At 76.9% G+C, this 18332-nt stretch carries 18 protein-coding genes, 4 tRNA genes and 1 other RNA gene; 12 read left to right on the top strand and 11 right to left on the bottom strand.

Going from position 1 to position 18332, the window contains the following annotated elements:
* Positions 1–94: 94 nt before the first annotated feature.
* From ACRYR8_RS12125 to ACRYR8_RS12105, 5 genes are all read right to left on the bottom strand, one after another.
* Positions 95–721, bottom strand: a complete 627-nt coding sequence (locus ACRYR8_RS12125) for a type II secretion system F family protein (RefSeq protein ID WP_432484394.1) — start codon at positions 719–721, stop codon at positions 95–97.
* Positions 718–1368 (bottom strand): hypothetical protein, encoded by a 651-nt coding sequence (locus ACRYR8_RS12120; RefSeq protein WP_432484393.1) that lies wholly within the window; start codon positions 1366–1368, stop codon positions 718–720. The genes ACRYR8_RS12125 and ACRYR8_RS12120 overlap by 4 nt, the downstream gene beginning before the upstream one ends.
* Complete coding sequence (locus tag ACRYR8_RS12115) at positions 1365–2561, bottom strand: TadA family conjugal transfer-associated ATPase (protein ID WP_432484782.1); 1197 nt, start codon at positions 2559–2561, stop codon at positions 1365–1367. The genes ACRYR8_RS12120 and ACRYR8_RS12115 overlap by 4 nt, the downstream gene beginning before the upstream one ends.
* Before the next feature lie 8 nt (positions 2562–2569).
* Positions 2570–3694, bottom strand: coding sequence for a septum site-determining protein Ssd (gene ssd, locus ACRYR8_RS12110; protein WP_432484391.1), 1125 nt, complete (start codon positions 3692–3694; stop codon positions 2570–2572).
* Positions 3695–4023: 329 nt separating this feature from the next.
* A complete protein-coding gene (locus tag ACRYR8_RS12105) occupies positions 4024–5997 on the bottom strand; it encodes a penicillin-binding transpeptidase domain-containing protein (protein ID WP_432484390.1) in 1974 nt (657 codons plus the stop codon).
* Positions 5998–6041: 44 nt separating this feature from the next.
* On the opposite strand from ACRYR8_RS12105, the gene ACRYR8_RS12100 reads away from it, so the two are divergent.
* The 3 genes from ACRYR8_RS12100 to ACRYR8_RS12090 all read left to right on the top strand — a co-directional run bounded on the left by ACRYR8_RS12100 (position 6042) and on the right by ACRYR8_RS12090 (position 7832).
* Positions 6042–6132: transfer RNA gene (locus tag ACRYR8_RS12100), tRNA-Ser, on the top strand.
* Positions 6133–6367: 235 nt separating this feature from the next.
* A tRNA-Arg gene (locus ACRYR8_RS12095) sits at positions 6368–6443 on the top strand.
* Between the two features lie 708 nt (positions 6444–7151).
* Positions 7152–7832, top strand: coding sequence for an Lsr2 family DNA-binding protein (locus tag ACRYR8_RS12090; RefSeq protein WP_432484389.1), 681 nt, complete (start codon positions 7152–7154; stop codon positions 7830–7832).
* Between the two features lie 87 nt (positions 7833–7919).
* On the opposite strand, the gene ACRYR8_RS12085 is transcribed toward ACRYR8_RS12090, so the two are convergent.
* The 3 genes from ACRYR8_RS12085 to upp all read right to left on the bottom strand — a co-directional run bounded on the left by ACRYR8_RS12085 (position 7920) and on the right by upp (position 9582).
* Positions 7920–8579 carry a PH domain-containing protein gene (locus tag ACRYR8_RS12085; RefSeq protein ID WP_432484388.1) on the bottom strand — a complete coding sequence of 220 codons (660 nt, stop codon included), beginning with the start codon at positions 8577–8579 and terminating at the stop codon, positions 7920–7922.
* Positions 8580–8596: 17 nt separating this feature from the next.
* Complete coding sequence (locus ACRYR8_RS12080) at positions 8597–8758, bottom strand: hypothetical protein (RefSeq protein ID WP_432484387.1); 162 nt, start codon at positions 8756–8758, stop codon at positions 8597–8599.
* 149 nt (positions 8759–8907) lie between these two features.
* Complete coding sequence (gene upp / locus ACRYR8_RS12075) at positions 8908–9582, bottom strand: uracil phosphoribosyltransferase (protein WP_432484386.1); 675 nt, start codon at positions 9580–9582, stop codon at positions 8908–8910.
* Positions 9583–9609: 27 nt separating this feature from the next.
* Here upp and ACRYR8_RS12070 point away from each other — a divergent pair, with 27 nt between their 5' ends.
* The 3 genes from ACRYR8_RS12070 (at position 9610) to ACRYR8_RS12060 (ending at position 10790) form a co-directional block, all read left to right on the top strand.
* Positions 9610–10155 (top strand): tRNA adenosine deaminase-associated protein, encoded by a 546-nt coding sequence (locus ACRYR8_RS12070; RefSeq protein ID WP_432484385.1) that lies wholly within the window; start codon positions 9610–9612, stop codon positions 10153–10155.
* A gap of 5 nt (positions 10156–10160) precedes the next feature.
* Positions 10161–10625, top strand: a complete 465-nt coding sequence (tadA, locus tag ACRYR8_RS12065; RefSeq protein ID WP_432484426.1) for a tRNA adenosine(34) deaminase TadA — start codon at positions 10161–10163, stop codon at positions 10623–10625.
* A 78-nt stretch (positions 10626–10703) separates the two neighbouring features.
* Positions 10704–10790 (top strand) — tRNA-Ser (locus ACRYR8_RS12060).
* 70 nt (positions 10791–10860) lie between these two features.
* On the opposite strand, the gene ACRYR8_RS12055 is transcribed toward ACRYR8_RS12060, so the two are convergent.
* From ACRYR8_RS12055 to ACRYR8_RS12045, 3 genes are all read right to left on the bottom strand, one after another.
* Positions 10861–11496, bottom strand: a complete 636-nt coding sequence (locus tag ACRYR8_RS12055; protein ID WP_432484781.1) for a LytR C-terminal domain-containing protein — start codon at positions 11494–11496, stop codon at positions 10861–10863.
* A gap of 10 nt (positions 11497–11506) precedes the next feature.
* A complete protein-coding gene (locus tag ACRYR8_RS12050) occupies positions 11507–11806 on the bottom strand; it encodes a type II toxin-antitoxin system VapB family antitoxin (RefSeq protein ID WP_432484383.1) in 300 nt (99 codons plus the stop codon).
* A gap of 120 nt (positions 11807–11926) precedes the next feature.
* Positions 11927–12011: transfer RNA gene (locus tag ACRYR8_RS12045), tRNA-Ser, on the bottom strand.
* Between the two features lie 98 nt (positions 12012–12109).
* Here ACRYR8_RS12045 and ffs point away from each other — a divergent pair.
* From ffs to ACRYR8_RS12015, 6 genes are all read left to right on the top strand, one after another.
* Positions 12110–12206, top strand: an RNA gene (gene ffs, locus ACRYR8_RS12040) — signal recognition particle sRNA small type.
* A gap of 42 nt (positions 12207–12248) precedes the next feature.
* Positions 12249–14471 (top strand): DNA polymerase III subunit gamma and tau, encoded by a 2223-nt coding sequence (locus ACRYR8_RS12035; protein ID WP_432484382.1) that lies wholly within the window; start codon positions 12249–12251, stop codon positions 14469–14471.
* 40 nt (positions 14472–14511) lie between these two features.
* Positions 14512–15111 (top strand): recombination mediator RecR, encoded by a 600-nt coding sequence (gene recR, locus ACRYR8_RS12030; RefSeq protein WP_432484381.1) that lies wholly within the window; start codon positions 14512–14514, stop codon positions 15109–15111.
* Positions 15104–15700, top strand: a complete 597-nt coding sequence (locus ACRYR8_RS12025; protein ID WP_432484380.1) for a DUF5063 domain-containing protein — start codon at positions 15104–15106, stop codon at positions 15698–15700. Before recR ends, ACRYR8_RS12025 begins: the two co-directional genes overlap by 8 nt.
* Positions 15701–15814: 114 nt before the next feature.
* The gene (locus tag ACRYR8_RS12020) at positions 15815–17107 is read left to right on the top strand and encodes an aspartate kinase (protein WP_432484378.1); all 1293 of its coding nucleotides are present in this window, start codon (positions 15815–15817) and stop codon (positions 17105–17107) included.
* Positions 17104–18171, top strand: a complete 1068-nt coding sequence (locus tag ACRYR8_RS12015; RefSeq protein WP_432484376.1) for an aspartate-semialdehyde dehydrogenase — start codon at positions 17104–17106, stop codon at positions 18169–18171. The genes ACRYR8_RS12020 and ACRYR8_RS12015 overlap by 4 nt, the downstream gene beginning before the upstream one ends.
* Positions 18172–18332 lie beyond the last annotated feature (161 nt).

Here is an 18332-nt window from a genome sequence, read left to right as displayed (position 1 = left end):
CCGACCGCGAGGGTCGCCGCCCGGCGGCGGCTGTGGAGACCGGCCCTGGGGCGGCGGGTGTGGACGGCGCGGCGGGTGCGGACCGCGCGGTGCCTCACCCGGTGAGGACGTCGCGGGCGAGGGTCAGCACGACCGGCACCACGCCGAGCAGCAGGAACGACGGCAGGGTGCACAGCCCCAGCGGCAGCACCAGCTGCGACCCCAGGCGCGCGGCGGCCTCGGCCGCGGCGCGCCGGCGCTCGGCGCGGTGCTGGGCCGCCGCCGAGACCAGCAGGGAGGCGGTGGAGGCGCCGGTGCGCGCCGACAGCAGCAGCGGCTCCGCCAGGGGGCGCCACCGGGGGTCGGCCCCCTCCCAGGCCCGCTCGGGGTCGCCGCCCCCGTCCAGCTGCGCGCACACCCGCGCCAGCTCCGCGGGGACCGGGCCCGGCAGGGACTCCACGGCCCGCTGCAGGGCACGGCCCGGTGGCAGCCCCGCCGCCGCCGCGGCGGCGGTGAGCTCCAGCAGTTGCGCCAGGTCCGGCCCGGGCGGCTGCCGGGCCCGCCGGGCGCGGCGGAGCCGCTGCACCCGGCGGGCGAGCGCCCGCACCCGTTCCGGGGAGGGGGGCGGCGCGGCCGCGGGCGCCCCACCGCGCGGCGGCACCGGAGCGGGGCCGGCCCGCACGAGCAGCAGCGCGGTCGCGAGGAGCAGCACGACCGCGGCACCGGCCGCCGGGGCGTTCACGAGCCGCCTGCCGCGGTCGCGGCACGCACCAGGTGCGCGCTCCACCAGCGGCCCCCCAACAGCAGTGCGCCGCCGGTGACGGCGCACGCCCGCCCGGCGCCGGTGCCCAGCAGCGCCTCCCACGGCGGCGCCCCGAGCGCGGCACCCAGGGCGAGGCCGGCCAGCGGCAGCAGGGAGACGGTGCGTGCGCTGACCCGGGCGCCGGCGGTCGCGGCGCGCAGAGCGGCGCGGGTGTCGGCCTCGGCCCGAAGCCCGGCGGCGCACTGCTCCAGGGCCTCGGCGGCCGGTGCACCGGTGCGCTCGACGAGGCGCCACACGGCCCGCACGCCCTGCGGTGCGCCGGGTCCGGGGCCGGTGCGGGCCGCCGCCCCGTCGCCGGCAGCACCGCCCGGCCCCTCCCCGGCGGCGTGCCGCCAGGCCTGCGCGGGGGTCAGGCCCGCGCGCAGCAGCGCCGCGACGCGCTCGGCGAGGCGGGCACCGTCGAGCAGCTCCGCGTCGGGGGGCGGGCGGCGCCGGCGCCCGGTGGGGCGGGCCCGCGCGGGTGCGGCGGTGGGGTGGTCGCGGCGCGGCGGCCGCCGACCGCCGAGCGCGACGGCACCGCCGGCCAGGGCGGCGACCAGGGTGGCGACCACGACGGCGCTGCTCACGCCGCTCCCCTCCCGGCGGGGCCGGTCAGCCCCAGCCGAGCGGCGAGCACCGGCCAGCCCGGCCCGTGCCGCGTGGATCCGCCGTCCTCCAGCTGCAGCGCCGCCACCACCCCGGCCCGCCCCGCCTCGGTGGGCCGCACGAGCGCGACCTCGGCGAGCCCGCGCCGGCCGGCGCGCCGCGCGACGTGCAGGACCGCGTCCACGCCCGCGAGCAGCTGCGCGTCCACGGCCTCGGGCGCCGACCCGGCGGCCGCCGCGAGGGCGTGCAGGCGCGGGACGACGTCGGCCGCGGTGTTGGCGTGCACGGTGCCCGCACCGCCGGCGTGGCCGGTGTTGAGCGCGGCCAGCAGGTCGCGCACCTCCGCACCGCGGCACTCGCCCACCACGAGGCGGTCCGGGCGCATCCGCAGCGCCTGCCGGACCAGGACGTCCAGGCCGACGCCGCCGCGGCCCTCGACGTTGTCGTGGCGGGCCTCCAGCCGCACCACGTGCGGGTGGTCGGGCCGCAGCTCGCCGGAGTCCTCCACCAGCACGACGCGCTCACCGGGGTCCACCTCGCCGAGCAGCGCCTGCAGCAGCGTCGTCTTGCCCGTGCCGGTGCCGCCGCTGACCAGCACGGACAGGCGGGCGTCGACGACGGCGCGCAGCACGGGGAGCCAGCCGTCGGGGACCGCGCCGGCGGCAGCGAGCTGCTCCAGCCGCCAGCGGCGCCGGGCGGGCACGCGCAGGCTGATGCAGGTGCCGTCCGGCGCCAGGGGCGGCAGCACGGCGTGCAGCCGGGTGCCGTCGGCGAGGCGTGCGTCGACGAACGGGCTGGCCTCGTCGAGCCGGCGCCCGGCGCCGGCGGCCAGCCGCACCGCGAGGGCACGCACCCGCTCCTCGCCGCCCACCTCGACGCCTGCGGGCCGCAGGCCGGAGCCGTCGTCGACCCACACGCGCCCACCGCCGTTGACGAGCACGTCGGTGACGCCCTCCAGCGCGAGCAGCGGCTGCAGGGGCCCGGCGCCGGTCACCCGGGCCCGCACGTCGTCGACGAGGCGCAGCAGGGCCGCGGCACCCAGCACGACCCCCTCCGCCCGGGCCGCCTCGGCCACCGCGGCCGGTTCCACCGGTCCCGTCAGCCGGCTGCGCACCCGGTCGGCCAGGTCGCCCCCGGCGGCAGCGCCCGCCGCCCCCGTCACCAGGCCCGCCACCGGGCCCGTCACCACGCCGGTGCGGCGGCCGCCGCCCAGCGGTCCGCGAAGGCCCGCACCGCGCTGCGGCGCCCGGTGGGCAGGCCCTCGCCGCGCTCGAGCGACGCCTCGAGGTCGCGCTCGGCGCGCAGCGACGCGGCCAGCGGCGCCCCCACGACGTCGGCCAGGACCTCCGCGTCCGCACCGGAACCGACGTCGCGCAGGACCAGGCGCACGTCGGGAGCCGCTGCACCGGCCAGCCGGCGGACCTCGTCGACCGTGCAGCAGGCGGCGGCCGCGGCACGGGTGGTCGCCGGGGCGACGACCAGGACCTCGCAGCAGGCGCGCAGGACCTCGGGCCCCAGGTGCTCCAGACGACCGCGCGGCAGGTCGACGACGGTGGTGGTGAACGCGCTGCGCGCGGCCCCCAGGACCGCGGCGAGCGCCTCGGGCGAGGGTCCCGTCCCGGTGCGCCGGTCCCCGGTCAGCAGGTGCAGCCCCTCGTCCAGCCTGACCGTCGAGCGCAGCACGTCGGGCCGCAGCCGCCCCGAGACGCCGGCGAGGTCCCCCCAGCGCAGCCCGGGCACCTGGTCGGCGCCCACGAGCAGGTCCAGGCCGCCGGACAGCGGGTCGGCGTCCAGCAGCAGGACGTCCCCGGCGGCCGCGCAGGCCGTGGCGAGGGCGGCCGCGAGGACGCTGGCACCGCCCCCACCGCTGCCGCCCACCACGCCGACGACGCGGCCGGCGGGGCGGGGACCACCGGCCGCGTCGACCAGCCGGTCCAGCAGCCACGGCTCCGCCTCCGGCAGCAGCGCCGCGTGGTCGGCGTCCACCTCGGCGGCGTGCCGCCACCACTCCGGGCCGACGGGGGCGCACCCGACGAGGACGACCTCGGCGGCGCCGCGGGCCCGGGCGTCGGCGACCCGCTGCGCGGGGGTGCCGGTGCCGACCAGGAGCAGCGGCGGCACGTCACGGGCGCCCGCACCGGGCGGGACCGGCTCGCGCAGGACGCCGCACCCGGCGACGTCGGCCAGGCGCAGGACGGCTGCCGCGAGCGCGTCGTCGGCGCAGAGCAGCGCCGCGCCGGGCCCGGGGGCGTCGCGGGCGGGATCGGCCGGGGTGGTGGCGCGGCGGGGGCGGCGGTCAGCGGGCACGGGGGTCCTCCTGGCGGGTCGCGGTGGTCACGCGTCACCGTGGCCGCGCCGCGCACCCCGCGGACGCCCGGCGGGGCGTCCCTGTGGACGCCGGGCCGGGCGCGCGGAGCTGTGGACGCGCAGGAGGACCGGCGCTTCCGCGCTGGAGGGGAGGGGAAGAGCGACGGCCCCCGCTGGGGGGGAGCGGGGGCCGTCCACGGTCCGGCTCGGGGGGGATGAGCCGGGCCCGCGATGTCGCCCGAAGGCGGACTTCACCATTTCACCTCATCGGAGCCCCGCTGGCAATTCCTCCGGGCCGGCGACTCGGGTCCGTTCCGGCCCCGCGGGGATCAGGGGCGCACGGCCGCCGCGCGCGTGAGGAAGTCCGCGGCCAGCGGAGCGGCCACCGCGCCACCGCTCGACCCGTCGCCGACGAACACGGCGAAGGCGAGCGAGCCCTGGTAGCCGATCGTCCAGGCGTGCGTGGGCAGCGGGTCGCCCGTGCCGTGCTCGGCCGTGCCGGTCTTGGCGTGCACGGGTTCGCCCGGCACGCCGCCCAGCACGGTCGCGGTGCCGGAGGTCACGACCTCGCGCATGAGGACCCCCACCGTGGCCAGGTCCGCGGGGTCGGCGGCCGTGGACGGGTCGGCGGGTGCGGCGGGGGCGGGGTCCAGGACGATCGCCGGCCGGCGCAGCTGCCTCGCGGCCACGGACGCGGCGGCGACCGCCATCGCCAGCGGGCTGACCAGGGTGCGGCCCTGCCCGAAGCTGGCCGCGGCCAGGTCGACCGCGGACTCCGCGGCCGGCACGTCCCCGGCGAAGGCGTCCACACCGGTGGCCCACTCCGCCCCGACGCCGAGCTGGGCGGCGGTGGCGGGCAGCGCACCGTCGTCCAGGCGGGAGCTCAGGCTGGCGAAGGCGGTGTTGCACGACTGGGCGAAGTCGGTGCGGAAGGGCACGTCGCCGAAGGCCTCGCCCTCGAAGTTGCGGAACGAGCGGCCGTCCACGGTGAACGTCGGCGCGCACGTCACCGTCTCCCCCGGGTCCAGGCCGCCGGCCAGCAGCGCGACCGTGGTGACGACCTTGAACGTGGAGCCGGGAGGGAACCGGCCGGACAGCGCCCGGTCGCCCTCGTCGGCCGGGGAGTTCGCCACTGCGAGGACCTCACCGGTGGCGGTGTCGACGGCCACGAGGGCCGAGGGGGAGGTCGTGGCGGCCAGCACGTCGTCGGCGATCAGCTGCAGCGCCTCGTCCAGGCTCGTGCGCACCGGCTCGCCCGCCTCGGGGGGCGCGGAGAACAGCTCCTGCGCCTCCCCCTCGCCGCCGTCGGTGCGCACCAGGACGCCGACGCGGCCGGCGAGCCGCTCGTCGTAGCGGGCCTGCAGCCCGGACAGGCCAGCGACGTCGCCGGCGGCGTAGCGGCCGCCGGACTCCTCGACCTTCTCCGCCGTGACCTGCCCGACGGTGCCGAGCAGGCCGCGCGCGAACGCCCGCGTCGGCGCCAGCGGCAGGGTGGACTCGCGGAACACGGCGCCCGGGACGGGCTGCAGCACGTCGCGCTGCGCGTCGTAGTCGGTTCGGCGCAGAGTGATGACGGCGACGAACGCGTCGGGGTCGGCCTGGCGGATCCGCTCGGCGAGCGCGTCGGCGTCGACGTCCAGCGCCTCGGCCAGCGATGCGGCGGTCGCGGCCGGGTCGCTGGTGCGCGAGGGCTGCACGCCGACCTGCACGACGGGGGTCGCGGTCACGACGGGGGTGCCGTCACGGCCCAGGACGTCGGCGCGCGGGGGCTGGGTGCGCTGCAGCTGGAGGGTGGCGCCCCCGGCGAGCGCGGGGTGGACCAGCTCCGGCGCCCACACCGCCCGCCACCGGTCGTCGTCGCCGCGCCGCAGCCCCAGGGTGGTCGTGTAGGTCATGACGCTGCCGCCGGGGGCACCGTGGGCGGCGAGGTCGAAGGAGATGCCGAGGGCGGCCTCGGCGCTGCCCTCCCCCGCCCGCTCGGTGTCCACCGACGTCACGGTCACGGCGGGCGGGGCGCCGGCCAGCCCGCCGGCCAGGCGCGCGTACTCCGCGGCCAGGTCGGCGGGCAGCTGGCCGGTGGAGGTGAACAGCTCGGGCCGCCACGCCCCGGCGGACCAGTCGCGGGCCACCTCCTCGGCGAGGCGCCGGGCGCCGTCCGCGCCGTCGTCGCGCGTGCGCGCCCAGACGACGGCGCCGCCGGCGGCTGCGACGGTCGCCGCGGCCGCGCCCGCGGCGACCACGGTGCGCCGCCGCGGGCGCCGACCGGGCGGAGGACCGGGCTGGGGGGTGGGCTCGCTGCTCATCGCCTCGATGCTCGCACGCGTCGGCTGGTAGCCTTCTGGGCGTTGGAGGTGTCGCCTAGTCCGGTCTATGGCGCCCGCCTGCTAAGCGGGTTGGGGGCTACAACCCCCTCGCGGGTTCAAATCCCGCCACCTCCGCAGGCCCGAAGGCCCCGTCCGCACCGCGGACGGGGCCTTCGTCGTCCCCGGAGGTGATCACCGCTCGCCGGCGCCCGGGCGGCGCCCGCACGGCTGGAGCTCAGCGGTGGGCCGACGCCCCCGGGAGGCCCTCGACGGCCCTGGAAGGCCGTGGAGGCGTTGCAGCGCAGCCGATTGGTGATCCGGCGCGGAGGCCGCTAAAGTAGTCCACGGCTGCTGCGGCAACGCGGCACCGGCGCCCGTAGCTCAACGGATAGAGCATCTGACTACGGATCAGAAGGTTAGGGGTTCGAGTCCCTTCGGGCGCACCACGGCCGTCAGGCCGCACAGGGCGGGTCTCCTCCGGGAGGCCCGCCCTTCGTCGTCCCCGGGTCCTGCCGGCAGGGTCCGGCACCACCGCTGCACGCGGCGGGCGGTGGGCCTCCTCGAGCGCCCGGCGGTTCCGGGCCCGCGCCGCCCAGCCCCGCCCCTGCGGATCACGACCCCGGGCGCGCGTCCAGCACAGCCCCGGGCCGGGTCCGCCGCGGCGGCGAACGAGGCGCACGCCGCCGGCACCCGCGTTCCCCGCAGGACTTCCCCGCAGGACGTCGCACGGCCCGTCGCACGGCCCGCCGTGCGGGACCGGTCCACCCCCACCCGCGGCGGTGCGGGTGGACCGCCGGGCGGAACCGCCACGGACGTTCCGGGCCATTCTCCGCCGGCGCGCAGAACACCGGAACGATCGCGGAACACCCCGTCGGCATCGCCGGCACCCGGGTGCCGCCGGGGCCGCAGCGGTGGGAGAAGCAGCGGTGGGAGAACCGGCGAAGCGGCGGGCACAGCGGCCCTCCCACCCGCTCCCCGGGTTCACCCGCCCGCACCGTTCCGCGGCCGGGGGGGTTCGGGACGGTGCGGACGGGCCCGGAGATCCCCGGAGCCCATTCCCGTTCACAGCAGCGGCAGTTCCTCAGTACACCTCCGGAACAGGTGCGCACGAACCACGGGAGAACCCACCTGATCGCCCGGAGAATGCCGCCTCGATGCGCGAACTCCAGAAGAACTGTGGTTTCATGGTGTTCAGCATCAATCAACCCACCTCCTCCCGGGAGTCCAGCATGGCAAGCCACGACGTCGCACTGAAGGTGGCCACCGAACTGCCGGTCGGTGCCGTCGACCTCGAGATCCCCGTCAAGCGGAACGGCCGCAAGATCGGCACGTTCACCGTGAACGCGAACGGCGTCTCCTGGAACCCCTCGACCTCCAAGGCCCCCACGTCGGTGACGTGGGAGGAGCTGCCGGCCGCGCTGTCGGGGGCCGCCGCCCCCGCCGCCGCACCTGCCGCCCCGGCGAAGAAGGCCGCGCCCGCCGCGAAGAAGACGACGGCGAAGAAGGCCACCTCGAAGAAGGCGGCCGCCGCCCCGGCTCCTGCCGCCGAGCCCGAGGCCGCGCCCGAGGCCGCACCGGCCGAAACCGCCCCCGAGGCGACCGAGGCCCCCGCGCCCGCCAAGCGCGCGTCCGGCCGCAAGTCCGCCGCGAAGTCCGCGCCGGCCGCGAAGAAGTCCGCGCCCGCGGCCAAGAAGTCGGCTGCGGCCGCCTCCACCTCCGGCGCGGTCGACGCGCGCGCCGTGCGCCAGTGGGCCGCCGAGAACGGCATCACGGTCGCCCCGCGCGGTCCGATCTCCTCGAGCATCATCGACCAGTTCCGCGCCGCCACCTCCTGAGCAGCGCGCACGCTGAACGCCACAGGGGCGGGATCCTCCAGGATCCCGCCCCTGTGGCGTTCCCCACCGCGTGGCGGTGGGGAGGGGTCAGCGGCCGGCCGCCCGGCGGGCCAGCCGCACCAGCGCCCGGCCCACCCGGCTCCCCCGGCGACGGCGGGAGCGAACCGCGGCGGCGGAAGGGGCCGCGGGGCGGCCGAAGATGACCTCGCACAGGTCGCGGTACTTCTCGTCGGGGTCCGGCACCCAGTCGATGCGCCGCATCGCCTGGTCCTGGCCCGCCGACTCCAGCACGAACTGCCCGTACCCGAGCAGGCGACCGGGCACCGACTGGTTGTAGCTCATGTCGGTCACCTTGCTCAGCGGCATCATGGCGGTGCGGCGGTTGACCACTCCGCGGGTCAGCAGCAGGCGCTTGTCGGTGGCGATGAACCAGCCGTTGCGCCACAGCAGCAGGTGCCACACCGCGCGCGCCAGAAGCACCACCCAGGCCAGGAACAGCACGTCGCGCAGCAGCGGCGGGTCCAGCGGCAGCCGGGACCCGAGCCACAGGACGGCCGCGAAGCCCGCGACGACCCCGGCGACGGTCCCCACCAGCTGGGCCCAGTGCCGCTGGGCCGTCACGTGGGTCCGCTCGCCCGCCAGCAGTCGCCGCTTCACCCAGCGGGGCAGCATCGCCCGGCCGGGATCGGCCTCGTCCGCGGCGGCGAGCTCGGCGCGCGAGGAACCGGTGGTGGACGCCCCCCGCACGCCGGCGCTCCGCCCGCTCAGCTCAGCAGGCCGTCGAAGAACGCGGTGATGCTGTTCACGAGGGTGCCGAGCGATTCCCCGACACCGCGCACGAATGCCGCCGCCGACTCCGGCGAGCGGTAGACGGCGTACAGAGCGAACACCACCAGGATCCAGCCCAGAACTCGGCGCCACTTCATGCCCAGCCCCTCCCCGCGTTCCCCGAACGCCGCTCGTCGTCACCAGAAGTCAGGAAATCAGCACGATCAGGCGTCATCCTGCCGGAAAGTCGACACGGGCTCGACCACCCGCGCCGACGGATCAGCACCGTTCCGGGCGCCGGCGGACCTCAGACGACGCCGTAGAGGCGGTCGCCCGCGTCGCCCAGTCCGGGGACGATGTACCCGTGCTCGTTCAGCCGTTCGTCGACGGCGGCGGTGACCACGCTCACGTGGGCGTGCTCGTCGAACGCGGAGCGCACGACCTCCAGGCCCTCGGGGGCCGCGAGCAGGCAGATGGCGGTGACGTCCACCGCTCCGCGTTCGAGCAGGTAGTTGACGGCCGCGACGAGGGTGCCGCCCGTGGCCAGCATGGGGTCCAGGACGTAGCACTGCCGGCCCGACAGGTCGTCGGGCAGCCGGTTGGCGTAGGTGGTGGCCTGGAGGGTCGCCTCGTCGCGCAGCAGCCCGAGGAAACCGACCTCGGCGGTGGGCAGCAGCCGCACCATGCCGTCGAGCATGCCGAGGCCGGCGCGCAGGATCGGCACGACGATCGGCTTGGGCGAGGACAGCCGCACGCCCGTGGTGGGGGCGACGGGGGTGGTCACGGGGTGGGGCTCGACGCGCACGTCGCGGGTGGCCTCGTAGGCCAGCAGCGTGACGAGTTCGTCGGCGAGGCGGCGGAAGGTCGGCGAGTCGGTGCTCGCGTCCCGCAGCGCGGTGAGTTTGTGGGCGACGAGGGGGTGCTCGATGACGGAGAGGCGCACGGGGGCCCAACCTAGCCGCCCCGTCGGTGCTGGCGGCATCGGCGAGCGTGCTGCCACCATGGTCGCGTGGCGTACTTCACCGCGGTCCTGACCCCCGACGGCGACGGCTGGCGTTCCGTCGACGTCGATCTGGAAGCCGGTTCCCCCGAGGAGCTGGGCGACGTGCTGCGCGGCGCCGTGGGCGACGACGCCGTGGTCCTGGCCGTCCTGGAGCGCGAGGACGAGTGGTTCGCGCTGGTGCGCACCGACGGGGACGACACGCGGGTGTTCGTCTCCGACGCGGTCGCCGCGGCCGACAGCTCCTACGCCGAGCTGTTCGCCGAGCTGCCCCCGGCGACGCAGGTGCCGGCGCCCGGTGCGGGCGACGCGGACGGTGGCGGCGGGGACGCCGGCACCGTCCCGGAGGGGGCCGACGCCGCACCTGCCGCCGCGGTCGCCGCGCCGGCCGTCGCCGAGGCCGTGTGGGCCGGTGACCCCGACCTCCTCGCCGACCTGGGCTGCCCGCCGGCGGTGCTGGTCCGGCTGGCGCTGGCCGGGACGGACCCGTCGGCGGCGACCGTGGAGGTCGGGGAGCTGCTCGGGTTCGCCGACGTCCTGGAGTCGCTGCGCTGAGGGGCCTGGCGCACCCGCCGGAGTGGCCGGAGTGGATGCGGCTGGCGCTGCGGGAGGCGCGGGCGTGCCGTGACACCGGGGACGTGCCGGTGGGGGCGGTCGTGGTGGACGCCGACGGCACCGTGCTGGGCGCGGGGCGCAACGAGCGCGAAGCCGCGGGCGACCCGACCGCGCACGCCGAGGTGCTGGCCCTGCGGGCGGCGGCCCGCGCGCGCGGCCGGTGGAGGTTGTCCGGCTGCACGCTGGTGGTGACGCTGGAACCGTGCGTGATGTGCGCCGGCGCGCTCGTGCTGGCGCGCGTGGACCGGCTGGTGCTGGGGGCGTGGGACCCGCGGTTCGGTGCCGCGGGCTCCCTGCGCGACGTGGTCCGCGACCGCCGGCTCAACCACGTGGTGGAGGTGGCCGGCGGTGTGCTGGAGGCGGAGTGCTCGGCGCTGCTGGACGGCTTCTTCGCGGATCGCCGCGGGTGAGCACCACCGCGCCGCCCGCCCCGGCGGGGTCGTCCACCCCGGCGGGAGGGTTGCCGGGCAGCGTGTATCGTTGGCGTCGGTGGTGTGTCCGAGCGGCCTAAGGAGCACGCCTCGAAAGCGTGTGAGGGGGCAACTCCTCCGTGGGTTCAAATCCCACCGCCACCGCTCGCACGACGAGGGCCCCCGGTTCCGCGGAACCGGGGGCCCTCGTCGTTCCCGGGAAGCCCCCGGCGGCTCAGCCGGGCGGGTCGGGCTGGCGCAGCGGGTGCGGCGGTGCGGGCGGTGCCAGGGCGTCCTCGGGCAGCAGCTGCTGGTAGCCGTCGCCGAGGGTGAGTTCCACGGGCGTGGCCGCGGGGTCCTCGACGAGCTGGGCCTCCGGGACGCGAGCGCCGACGGCACGCGCCTGCGCCAGCAGCTCGGGCGCGTACCGCACCACCGCGGTGACGGGTCCGGCGGCCACGGGGGCGTTGCCGATGTCGGGCACGGTGAAGCCGCGGCCCCGCAGCTGGTCGGCGACCCCGGCCGCCAGGCCGGTGCGGGTGGTGCCGTTGAGCACCTCCACCGGCACCTCGGCGGGCGCGGGCAGCGGCTGCTCCGCCGGTGGGGCGCAGGTCGGGCTCGCCGGCGCCGCGACGGGGTCGGCGCCAGGCTGCCAGCGCCCGGTCCACACCAGGGCCGCGGCGCCGCCGACCGCCAGGACCAGCACGACCACGACGGCGAAGACGATCCGCTGCCGGCGACGGCGGCGCACGCGCCGCCGCTGCAGGCGCTCGTACGAGGCTTCGTCGAGGTCGTCCCCGGCACCGGCCAGGACCCCGCCGTCGGGTTCGAGACCGTCGTCGGGCCGGGCGCCTGCGCGCTCGTCGTCCACGGGACCTCCCTCAGTCCGAGAGCGTGAGCACGCGCGCGTGCAGCACCTGGCGCTGGTGCAGCGCGGCGCGCACGGCGCGGTGCAGGCCGTCCTCCAGGTACAGGCGACCGCGCCAGGCGACGACGTGGGCGAACAGGTCGCCGTAGAAGGTGGAGTCCTCGGCCAGCAGGGCGTCCAGGTCGAGGGTGCGCCGGGTGGTCGTCAGCTCGTCCAGGCGCACCTGCCGCGGGGGGACCGCGGACCACTGGCCGGGCGTCTCGTACCCGTGACGCGGGTAGGGCCGCTCCGCACCGACCGCCTGGAAGATCACGGTGAGTGATTCTAGGCGTCCCTGAGCGCCGGTGCGGGGAGGGACGCGCGAGGCGTGCCCGGGGAGCGGTCACGACGAGGGGCCCGGGACCGCCGCAGCGGTCCCGGGCCCCTCGGCCGGCGGAGGATGCGGGATTTGAACCCGCGAGGGCGTTAACCCAACACGCTTTCCAAGCGTGCGCCATAGGCCACTAGGCGAATCCTCCAGTGCCCCCAGCGTAGCGCGCCCCGAGGGGTGCCCTCGACCCGAGGGGGTGCGGCCCCCGCGGTTGGACCGCACCCCCGCCCGCCCCGTACAGTGGAGGCAGACCCCTCGCGTGGCGTCATCCAGCTGAACCCCCCCAGGGCCGGAAGGCAGCAAGGGTAGGCGGGCTCTGGCGGGTGCGCGGGGGGTCCCTTCGTGCCCGGCGGGGCTGTCGGCGGGGAGGGTTAGCCTCGGGGTCGTGACGAGCGCCCTGTACCGCCGCTACCGGCCCGAGAGCTTCGCGGAGGTCATCGGCCAGGAGCACGTCACCGTGCCGCTGTCGCAGGCCATCGCCAAGGGCCGCGTCACCCACGCGTACCTCTTCTCCGGTCCGCGCGGCTGCGGCAAGACGACCAGCGCGCGCATCCTGGCCCGCTGCCTGAACTGCGCGCAGGGCCCCACGCCCACGCCCTGCGGGACGTGCGACTCCTGCGTCGACCTGGCCAACGGCGGCGGCGGCAGCGTCGACGTGGTGGAGATCGACGCCGCCAGCCACGGCGGTGTCGACGACGCCCGCGACCTGCGCGAGCGGGTGTCGTTCGCGCCGGCGCGCGACCGCTTCAAGGTCTACATCATCGACGAGGCCCACATGGTCAGCCCGCAGGGCTTCAACGCCCTGCTGAAGACCGTGGAGGAGCCGCCGCCGCACGTGAAGTTCGTGTTCGCGACGACCGAGCCGGACAAGGTCCTCACCACGATCCGCTCGCGCACCCACCACTACCCGTTCCGCCTGGTGCCGCCGGCCCGGCTGAGCACCTACCTGGGCGAGCTCGCCGAGCGCGAGGGCGTGGGCATCGGCAAGGGCGTCCTGCCGCTGGTGGTGCGCGCCGGCGGCGGCTCGGTGCGCGACTCGCTGTCGGTGCTGGACCAGCTCATCGCCGGCGCCGGGGACGAGGGCGTCACCTACGACGTGGCCGTCTCGCTGCTGGGCTACACCCACGCCTCCCTGCTGGACGACGTGGTCGAGGCCGTCGCGGCGGGCGACGGCGCGACGGTCTTCCGCGCGGTGGAGCGGGTGGTGGAGTCGGGGCAGGAGCCGCGCCGCTTCGCCGACGACCTGCTGCAGCGGCTGCGCGACCTCGTCGTCGTCGCCGCCGTGGGCGAGGGTGCGGCCGACGCGCTGGCGGTGCCGGAGGACGCGCTGGAGCGGTTGCGCGCGCAGGCCGCGCACCTGGGGCGCGCGGAGCTGTCCCGGGCGGCCGACGTGGTCGCCGCGGGGCTGGAGCAGATGACGGGGGCGACCTCCCCGCGCCTGCAGCTGGAACTGCTGTGCGCGCGCCTGCTCCTGCCGGGGGCGGACGCCGACGGCGGCCTGGGTCCGCGCCTGGAGCGGCTGGAGCGCCGGCTGGCGGCGGGCGTCCCGGTCCCCGCAGCACCGGTGGCGGCTCCCGCGGCGGAACCCCCCGTCCCGCGCCCGGTCCAGGACGTCCCGGCTGCGGGGCCCGGGAGCGGCCCCGCGGCGGAGCCGGCCGCGAGCCCGGTGGCGGAGCGAGCGGCGGGACCAGCCGCGCCGGAGGTGCCCGCCACCTCGGACGACGGCTGGCCGGTCGCCCGCACCCCGGGCTCCCCCGCGCCCGCCACCGGGGCCACCGACGCCCCGGGGCGGCCCGGCCCCACCCCGGCGGACTCCCCGGCCCCGGCCGCCGCGGCCCCCGCACCCGCCGACGGCGCGTCGGAGGCCGAGGCGGTGCGGCGGCTGTGGACGGACGTGCTCGGCGCGCTGTTCCGGCTCAAGCGGACGACGTGGTCGCTGGTCGCGGAGAACGCCACGGTGCAGGACTGCCGCGGCGGAGTGCTGACCCTGCAGTTCAAGACCCCCGGCCTGGCCGCGACGTTCGGGCGCGGCAGCCACGCCGGGTTCGTCGCCGAGGCGCTGCTGGACGTCACCGGCATCGAGGCGAGCGTGCAGGCCGCCGGCGCCGAGGGCGCCGCCGCCCGAGGCGGCCGCGGCGCGGCTCCCCGCCGCGCGCGACCCGCCGGCGGGGGTGCGGGCGGCGGGGGTGCGGGCGGCGGGGGTGCGGGCGGCGGTGGCGGGGGCTGGGGATCGGGAGCCCAGCCCCCGGCACCCGCCGCCTCCCGGCGGGTGCAGCAGCCCGCCGGGTCGCCGCCGCCGGTGACGGCCGGGCCCGACGACGACGTGCCGCCGCCGGAGGCGCCCATCGACGATCCCGGCGAGGAGCACCTGTCGGCCCCGCGCCGCCCGCGCCCCGCCCAGCGGGCCCCGCACGAGCCGTCGCACCAGCCGTCGCAGCACCAGCGGGCAGCCCCGCAGCAGGCGCCGTGGCCGGATCCCGCGGCACCGGCGGAGGAGGACGTGCCCAGCCGCGACGACGAGGACGCCGAGGACTCCCAGCTCGTGGGCGCGGCCGTCGTGGAGCAGCTGCTGGGGGGCAAGGTCATCTCCACCGACGAGGGGCGCTGAGGCGGCGGCCGGTGTCGTCGGCGGCACGTAGGCTCGCCGCGTGTACGAAGGAGTCGTCCAGGACCTGATCGACGAGCTCGGACGGCTGCCCGGCGTCGGCCCCAAGAGCGCGCAGCGCATCGCGTTCCACCTGCTGTCCGCCGACGCCGCCGACGTGCGCCGCCTCGCCGAGGTCCTCACCGAGGTCAAGAGCAGGGTCCGGTTCTGCGAGGTGTGCGGCAACGTCTCGCAGGAGCAGCTGTGCCGGGTGTGCCGCGACCCCCGCCGCGACCCGAGCGTCATCTGCGTGGTGGAGGAGTCCAAGGACGTCGTCGCCATCGAGCGCACCCGCGAGTTCCGCGGCCGCTACCACGTGCTGGGCGGGGCGATCAGCCCCATGGAGGGCGTGGGCCCGGACGACCTGCGGATGCGCGAGCTGCTGGCGCGGCTGAGCTCCGGGGAGGTCACCGAGACGATCATCGCGACCGACCCGAACCTGGAGGGCGAGGCCACCGCCACGTACCTGGCCCGGCTGCTGCGGCCGATGGGCCTAAAGGTGACGCGCCTGGCCTCGGGGTTGCCCGTGGGCGGCGACCTGGAGTACGCCGACGAGGTGACGCTCGGACGGGCGTTCGCCGGACGGAGGTCCCTGGATGGCTGACGAGACGTTCGAGACGACCGGCGCGGAGGCCGCCGAGGCCGTGGAGCTGGGGCAGCTGGCGGCGGCGACGGCCGTCGAGGCGCGCGACTACCTCGACGCCGTGACCGAGGTGGCCAGCGGTCAGCTGGGTTCGACCGCCCTGTCGGTGCTGCTGCTGGCCGTCAGCCAGCTGCAGGTGACCGGTGCCCGGCTGGGCGCCGTGGCCGACGTCGTCCCGGCGCGCCGCTTCGAGCCGGACGCGGGCCCGGACCCGGACGTGGACCCGGTGCGCGCGGGCCTGGCCAACGTCCTGGAGGGCGTGGACGACTACGCCGACGTGGTGGACCCGCTGACGAACGCGGAGCTGGTGCGCGGGGCGCTGTCGGACGACCTGGCCTCCGTGGCGGCGGACCTCGTGCACGGGGTCCGGCACTTCGAGCGCGGCGAGGTCACGGAGGCGCTGTGGTGGTGGCAGTTCTCGTACCTGTCCTCCTGGGGGGTGCGGGCCACCTCGGCCCTGCGGGTGCTGCAGTCGCTGCTGGCCCACCTGCGCCTGGACGTGGACGCCGAGACGGTCTCGGACGCCGAGTTCGACGCCCTGCACCCCTGAGGCTGAGCAGAACGCCCACCCGGGCCCGGTGCGGGTGGGCGCTCTGCCCGTCCCGCGAGGCCGGGGCCGGGCACGGCCGGGAGCACCGGTGCCGCTTCCGTAGAATCGCCCGTCGTGGCTCTCGTGGTGCAGAAGTACGGCGGTTCGTCGGTCGCTGACGCCGACGGGATCAAGCGCGTCGCCAAGCGGATCGCGGCGACCAAGCGCGCCGGCCACGAGGTCGTCGTGGTGGTCTCGGCGATGGGCGACACCACCGACGAGCTGATCGACCTCGCCGAGCAGGTCACCCCGATGCCGCCGGCGCGCGAGCTGGACATGCTGCTCACCTCGGGCGAGCGCATCTCCATGGCGGTGCTGGCGATGGCCATCAGCAACCTCGGGCTCGAGGCGCGCTCCTTCACCGGGTCGCAGGCGGGCGTCATCACCGACTCCTCGCACGGGCGGGCGCGCATCATCGACGTCACGCCGGGGCGCATCCGCACCGCCCTGGACGAGGGCGCCATCGCCATCGTCGCCGGCTTCCAGGGCGTCAGCCAGGACACCAAGGACATCACCACCCTGGGCCGCGGCGGCTCGGACACCACGGCCGTCGCGCTGGCCGCGGCCCTGGGCGCCGACGTCTGCGAGATCTACACCGACGTGGACGGCGTGTTCACCGCCGACCCGCGCATCGTGCCCAGCGCCCGCAAGATCAGCCGCATCGCCAGCGAGGAGATGCTGGAGATGGCGGCGTCGGGGGCGAAGATCCTCATGCTGCGCTGCGTGGAGTACGCGCGGAACTACGACCTGCCCATCCACGTGCGCAGCTCCTTCAGCGCGCACGAGGGCACCTGGGTGACGGACTCCCCCGTCCCCGCCGGCCTCAGCTCCCACGCCGTGGAGGAAACCGTGGAACAGCCGATCATCTCCGGCGTCGCGCACGACCGCAGCGAGGCGAAGATCACCGTGGTGGGGGTGCCGAACACCCCGGGCACGGCCGCCGCCATCTTCAAGGCGGTCGCCGAGGCGGAGATCAACATCGACATGATCGTCCAGAACAACTCCGTAGGCGCCTCCAACCGCACCGACATCTCCTTCACCCTGCCGAAGTCGGAGGGCCAGACGGCGGCGGTGGCGCTGGACAAGGTGAAGTCGACGGTCGGCTTCGAGCGCCTGGAGTTCGACGACCAGATCGGCAAGGTGTCGCTGATCGGCGTGGGGATGCGCTCGCACCCGGGCGTGTCCGCGACGTTCTTCGACGCCCTCGGCGCGCAGGGCATCAACATGGAGATGATCTCCACCTCGGAGATCCGCATCTCGGTCGTCACCCGCGCCGAGCAGCTCGACGACGCGGTGCGCGCCGTGCACACCGCGTTCGGCCTGGACGCCGAAGCAGAAGCCGTGGTCTACGGAGGTACCGGACGATGAGCCGCAAGCCCACCCTCGCCGTCGTCGGCGCCACCGGCGCCGTCGGCTCCGTGATGCTCGGGATCCTGTCCGAGCGCCCCGACGTGTGGGGGGAGATCCGCCTGGTGGCCTCGGCCCGTTCCGCCGGCAAGGTGCTGCGGGTGCGCGGCGAGGACGTCGTCGTGCGTGAGCTGACGCCGGAGGTCTTCGACGGCGTGGACGTCGCCATGTTCGACGTCCCGGACGAGGTCTCGGCGCAGTGGGCGCCGGTCGCGGCGCAGCGCGGCGCGGTCGCGGTGGACAACTCCGGGGCGTTCCGGATGGACCCGGACGTGCCGCTCGTGGTGCCCGAGGTCAACGGCGCGGCCGCCCGCAACCGCCCGCGCGGCATCATCGCCAACCCGAACTGCACGACGCTGACGATGATGGACGCCCTCGGCGCCCTGCACGAGAAGTGGCAGCTCACCGAACTGGTCGTGGCCAGCTACCAGGCCGCCTCCGGCGCCGGCCAGCCCGGCGTGGACCGGCTCTACGACGAGCTGGAGGTCGTGGCCGGCCAGCGCACGCTGGGGCAGCGGGCGGGCGACACCGCCGCCGCGATCGAGGCGAAGCTCGGCGCGGACTCCCCGTTCCAGGAGAACCTCGTCCTGAACGTCATCCCCGTCGCGGGGTCGCTGAAGGCGGACGGCTGGACCAGCGAGGAGCTGAAGGTCCGCAACGAGTCCCGCAAGATCCTCGGCATCCCGGACCTGAAGGTGTCGGCCACCTGCGTGCGGGTGCCGGTGCTGACGACGCACTCCCTGGCGGTGCACGCCACCTTCGCGCAGGACGTCTCCGTCGAGGAGGCGACCGCGGCGCTGGAGGCGGCGCCCAGCGTGGAGGTGCGCGACGACCTGGCGAACGGCGTGTTCCCGACCCCGGCCACGACGGTGGGCGGCGACCCGACGGTGGTGGGCCGCATCCGGCAGGCGCTGGACTTCCCGAACACCCTCGACCTGTTCGTGTGCGGCGACAACCTGCGCAAGGGTGCCGCGCTGAACACCGCGCAGATCGCCGAGCTGGTGGCGGCCGAGCTGACCGCCTGACGGCTCCCCGCGCGCGACGGCCCACCGCCCCCACCGGGGCGGTGGCGTCCTGGCCGGGGCGCGAGGGCGCGAAGCGCGCCTCGAACAACCGCACCAGCGCCCGGGTCAGCCCCACCTCGGCGAGCAGGCAGCCGGCGACGTACTCCACGGAGTACGACAGC

The sequence above is a fragment of the Kineococcus esterisolvens genome (assembly GCF_050871405.1).
Classification (GTDB): Bacteria; Actinomycetota; Actinomycetes; order Actinomycetales; family Kineococcaceae; genus Kineococcus.
The sequence above is the reverse complement of the archived record's forward strand: the minus strand, read 5'-3'. Positions and strand labels throughout refer to the sequence as shown.

Excerpts from the sequence above, each read along its gene's own strand:
- ACRYR8_RS12080 (WP_432484387.1), bottom strand. The coding sequence starts at position 8,758 with ATGAAGTGGCGCCGAGTTCTGGGCTGGATCCTGGTGGTGTTCGCTCTG.
- ACRYR8_RS12090 (WP_432484389.1), top strand. The coding sequence starts at position 7,152 with ATGCGCGAACTCCAGAAGAACTGTGGTTTCATGGTGTTCAGCATCAAT.
- ACRYR8_RS12025 (WP_432484380.1), top strand. The coding sequence starts at position 15,104 with ATGGCTGACGAGACGTTCGAGACGACCGGCGCGGAGGCCGCCGAGGCC.
- ACRYR8_RS12015 (WP_432484376.1), top strand. The coding sequence starts at position 17,104 with ATGAGCCGCAAGCCCACCCTCGCCGTCGTCGGCGCCACCGGCGCCGTC.
- upp (WP_432484386.1), bottom strand. The coding sequence starts at position 9,582 with ATGCCGCCAGCACCGACGGGGCGGCTAGGTTGGGCCCCCGTGCGCCTC.
- ACRYR8_RS12105 (WP_432484390.1), bottom strand. The coding sequence starts at position 5,997 with ATGAGCAGCGAGCCCACCCCCCAGCCCGGTCCTCCGCCCGGTCGGCGC.